This window comes from Micromonospora sp. 4G55, from assembly GCF_016803375.1.
Genome location: NZ_JAEVHN010000508.1, coordinates 1 through 4,536, shown reverse-complemented (window position 1 = coordinate 4,536; position 4,536 = coordinate 1). Strand labels below are relative to the sequence as shown.

Sequence of the window (4,536 nt, the reverse complement as noted above, 5' to 3'; positions counted from 1 at the left end):
GTGCCGGACGCCGAGCCGCTGCGGGGTGCCGGTCGGCAGCGGGGTGATCGGCCGCGGTCGCCGCCACCGGGGAGCCGCAGCGCGGCCGGTTCGAGCCGGCCGAGGCGCCGGCGGGGGAGCCGCGCTGCGAGACGTACGTGGCGGTGCCCTTCACCGCGCCCGGCGGCGCCGAACCGGCGGGCCGGGAGCCGGCGGTCGGGGTGCTGGCCCTCTACGACCGGCTGGGCGGCGCGGAGTTCGACGACGACGACCTGGCCACCCTGCGCACCTTCGCCGGCCACGCGGCGGTCGCGGTGGAGAACGTCCGGGTGCACGAGGAGGCGCAACGGCTTTCGCTGACCGACCCGCTGACCGGGCTGTGGAACTACCGCTACCTGCGCGCGTCGCTGCGCCGCGAGGTGGAGCGGGCCAGCCGGTTCGGGCGGATGCTGAGCATCCTCGCCCTGGACGTGGACCGGTTCAAGCGGGTCAACGACACGTACGGGCACACCGCCGGGGACGTCGTGCTGGCCGAGTTCGCCCGCCGGGTACGCGGCGAGATCCGTGAGGTCGACCTGGCGTTCCGGCAGGGCGGCGAGGAGTTCGTGGTGCTGCTCCCGGAGACCGACGCCCGGGGCGCGGCGATCGTCGCCGAGCGGTTGGGCGCGGCCGTGCGGGACACCCCGATCGTGGTCGACGAGCACGTGGCGATCACGGTGACCGTCTCCATCGGCATCGCCGTCTACCCCGACCACGCCAGCACCGGCCAGCAGGTGCTCGACGCCGCCGACGAGGCGTTGTACGCGGCCAAGGCCGCCGGGCGGGACGGTTACCGGGTGACCGGGCTGCGCCCCGACGCGGTGACCGAGGAGATCCCGGTGCCGGCCGGCGCGGTCAGCCCGGACGACGAGCTGCCGCGCGCCGGGCCGGCGGCCACCAGGGCGGCGGAGGGTTCGAGCCGGCAGGTCGCCGGAGTCCCGGCACCCGCTCCGGGTGTGACACAGCCGGCTACGGGCGGCGCGTCTTCCGGTCCTCACCCGCCGCGGCAGAGCCGTGGCCGATAGTCTCGCGACATGTCGGAGCACTCAGCGAACCCCTCGACGGCCGCCGCGACCGGCCGTCCCCGTGCGGTCAAGGCCGTCATCCCGGCCGCCGGCCTGGCCACCCGGTTCCTGCCGGCGACGAAGGCGGTGCCCAAGGAACTGCTGCCGGTGGTCGACCGTCCGGTCCTGCAGTACATCGTCGAGGAGGCCGCCCAGGCCGGGCTCACCGACGTACTGCTGATCACCGGGCGCAACAAGACGGCCATGGTGGACCACTTCGACCGCCGGCCGGACCTGGAGGAACGGCTCGCGAAGAAGCCGGAGCTGCTGGCCGCCGTGCAGCGCACCACCGAGCTGGCCGAGATCCACACCCGCCGCCAGCCGGAGCAGCTCGGCCTCGGGCACGCCGTCGGGTACGCCGCGTCGCACGTCGGCGACGAGCCCTTCGCGGTGCTGCTCGGCGACGAGTTCGTCAAGCTCGACCAGCCGCTGCTGCCGGCCATGCTGGAGCTTCAGGCGCGCACCGGCGGTGTGGTGCTGGCCTTCTTCGAGGTGGACCCGGCCGAGACCAGCCGGTACGGCATCGCCTCGGTCGAGCCGGCCGAGTCGGAGCTGACCGACATCGGCGAGGTGGTCAAGGTGACCGGCATGGTGGAGAAGCCGAAGCCGGAGGACGCGCCGAGCAACCTCGCCGTCCTCGGCCGGTACGTGCTGCCGGGCCGGATCTTCGACGCGATCCGGCGCACCGAGCCGGGCAGCGGCGGCGAGATCCAGCTGACCGACGCGATGGAACTGCTGCGCAACGAGGGCGTGCCGGTGCACGCCATCGTCTACCGGGGCACCCGCTACGACACCGGCATGCCGCTGGGCTACCTCCAGACGGTGGTGCAGATCGCCGTCGAGCGCGACGACATCGGCGGTGAGTTCCGCAAGTGGCTGGCCGAGTTCGTCAACTCCGACGCGTCGGGCGGACCTAATACATGACAGCGACGGCCGACGCCGAGGCGGCCGCGAACGAGTTGACGCCGCTCGCCGACTACCTGGGCAGTGTGCTGCGCAGGTTGCGCGCGCTGCCTCCGCTCGACCTCGACCTCACCCAGGCGTACGGCAACGTCCTCGCCGAGGACGTCGTCGCGCCGCACTCGTTTCCCGCCTTCGACCAGGCGGCGGTGGACGGGTACGCGGCCCGCTGGGAGGACCTCGTCGGTTACGGCCCGGCTCCCTCCGGGGGGTCGGGCGGCCGTACCGTGCGGTTGAACGTGGTCGGCGACCTGGGCGCGGCGAGCTGGCGACCGGTCCGGCTCACCCCGGGCTCGTGCTTCTCGGTCGCCGCCGGGGCGCCGCTGCCGGTGGCCGCGGACGTGGTCGTCCCGGTCGAGTGGACCGACCAGGGCATGGCCGCGGTGGAGATCTTCCGGACCCCCCAAGCGCGGGTACGGCGTCCGCCGCGCCGGTGAGGAACTACCCGCCGGCACCCTGCTCGCCCGCGCCGGCACGTACGTCTCGCCGGCGCTGGTCGCCGTTCTCGCCGCCACCGGGATCGGGCACGTGGTGGTCCGGCCCAGCCCCCGGGTGGTCATCGTGGCCACCGGCGACGAACTCGTCGACGTCGGCCGGGGCAGCCAGCCCGGCCAGGTGGTGGACGCCAACTCGCACGCGTTGACCGCCGCCGCCGCCGAGGTGGGGGCGCTGGCGTACCGGGTGGGTATCTGCGACGACGACCCGGAGGGGCTGCGCGGCCTGCTGGAGGACCAGACCCTGCGGGCCGACCTGATCATCACCACCGGCGGCACCGGCACCGGCCCCGGCGACATGGTCCGGCGCATCCTGTCCAGGAGGGAGGGTGGCCGGGCCGGCCCGGTCACCTTCACCGAGGTGGCGCTCTATCCCGGCACCGCGCTCGGATTCGGTACCGTCGGCGCCGAGGAGGTGCCGGTGGTGTGTCTTCCCGGTGAGCCCGGCTCGGCGCTGATCGGCTTCGAGGTGCTGGCCCGCCCGGCCATCAACCTGCTGGCCGGGGCGGAACCGGTGTTCCGGCCGAGCGTCCGCGCGCACCTGCTGGAGACCATCACCTCCCCGGGCGGGCTGCGCGAGTTCCGCCCCGCGCACGTCGCCGAGCGGCGCGGCGGGGGATACACGGTCCAGCCGCTGCCGGGTGGGCCGTTCACCCTGTCCGGGCTGGCCGAGGCGAACGGGCTGATGGTGCTCGGCGAGCGGGTGACCACCGCCGCCGCCGGCTCCACCGTGGACGTGCTGCTGCTGGACCGGCGTCGGTGAGCGCGAGGAGTGAGCTTGCGAGCCCCGCAGTCGCGAGCGGAGGGCCGGCTCGGTGAGTCTGTTCGGCTTCGGGCGGGCGCCGGGTTGGCCGGTGGTGTTGACCGACGGGCCGGTGGTGCTGCGGCCGTACCGGCGCTCGGACGCGGCCGCCTGGTCGCAGGTGCGCCGCGCCAACCAGGCCTGGCTGGCGCCGTGGGAGTCGCACCTGCCGGGCACCTGGGACGAGACCAACTCGCCGGCCGCGTTCCGCTACGTCCACAAGGACCAGCGACGCTCGGCGCGCACCGGCGAGGGGATGCCGTTCGCGGTCTGCCTGCGCCAGGACGGCCGGGACCGGCTGGTCGGGCACCTCAACGTGGGCAGCATCGTCCGGCGGGCGTTCTGCTCCGGGTACGTCGGGTACTGGGTGGATTCGGCGGTGGCGGGTCGCGGGGTGATCCCGACCGCGATGGCGCTCGCCGTGGACCACGCCTTCGGGCCGGGCGGGCTGCACCGGGTCGAGGTGAACATCCGGCCGGAGAACCGGCCGTCCCGCCGGGTGGTGGAGAAGCTGGGCTTCCGCGAAGAGGCGTACCACGTACGCTACATGCACATCGACGGAGCGTGGCGCGACCACATTGGATACGCGATGACCAGCGAGGAGGTGGCCGCCGAAGGCGGTCTGCTGGCCCGCTGGCACCGGATCCGTGCCCGCGAGGGGTGAGCCGTCCCACGGACGGGATCGGCGCGGCGCGCCGGCATCAGGGTCGACGGCCCGTAACCTCAAGTAACTGCAAGCTGTGGCAAGCGCTGCCCGCCCGTACGATCTGCGCCGTGGACGACCATCCGGGGAAGATCCTGCGGTGGCCCGGCGATTGCCCCGAATTCGGTGACGGGAGGGGTGAGGGTGCCGACCTCGGTGCTCCTCGCCGTCCTCGCCGCCGCCGGCCTGCTCGCCCTCGCGCCGGCGCTGGTCCGCCGGTACGACGCCACCGAGCGGCTGGTGGCGGAGCGGGCGCAGTCGACGGCGCGGGTGCTCCAGCGCCGTCGGCGACGCCGTACTGTCCCGGGACGGCGGCCGGTCAATCCGTCCCGCGCCCTCGTTGTCACGCTCAGCGAAGATGCGAACACGGGCGGTCTGAGCGCCCCGGTTTCCGCGCCCCCGGCGGCGGGCCGCCCAGGGCCTCTGCACGCAGATGCTGCCACTCCATGAAGCGCTGCTGCTGGCGCACGTCATCCATCACCTGCTCAAGGACGT

General features: G+C 74.1%; 2 protein-coding genes and 3 pseudogenes. All 5 read left to right on the top strand.

Features of this window, described 5'->3' with window-relative positions; genetic code table 11:
* Positions 1–1,043 (top strand): annotated as a pseudogene (locus JNW89_RS28560) (diguanylate cyclase); the annotation flags it as partial.
* A 9-nt stretch (positions 1,044–1,052) separates the two neighbouring features.
* Positions 1,053–2,006, top strand: a complete 954-nt coding sequence (locus JNW89_RS28555) for a UTP--glucose-1-phosphate uridylyltransferase (protein WP_179802988.1) — start codon at positions 1,053–1,055, stop codon at positions 2,004–2,006.
* Positions 2,003–3,299 (top strand): annotated as a pseudogene (glp, locus tag JNW89_RS28550) (gephyrin-like molybdotransferase Glp). The gene JNW89_RS28555 and the pseudogene glp overlap by 4 nt, the downstream one beginning before the upstream one ends.
* Positions 3,300–3,351: 52 nt before the next feature.
* Positions 3,352–4,002: a GNAT family N-acetyltransferase gene (locus JNW89_RS28545; RefSeq protein ID WP_238451464.1), complete on the top strand. Its 651-nt coding sequence runs from the start codon at positions 3,352–3,354 to the stop codon at positions 4,000–4,002.
* A gap of 177 nt (positions 4,003–4,179) precedes the next feature.
* Positions 4,180–4,446, top strand: a pseudogene (locus JNW89_RS28540) (hypothetical protein); the annotation flags it as partial.
* Positions 4,447–4,536: the final 90 nt, after the last annotated feature.

Coding starts and splice junctions, on each gene's coding strand:
- JNW89_RS28555 (WP_179802988.1), top strand. CDS start 1,053: ATGTCGGAGCACTCAGCGAACCCCTCGACGGCCGCCGCGACCGGCCGT.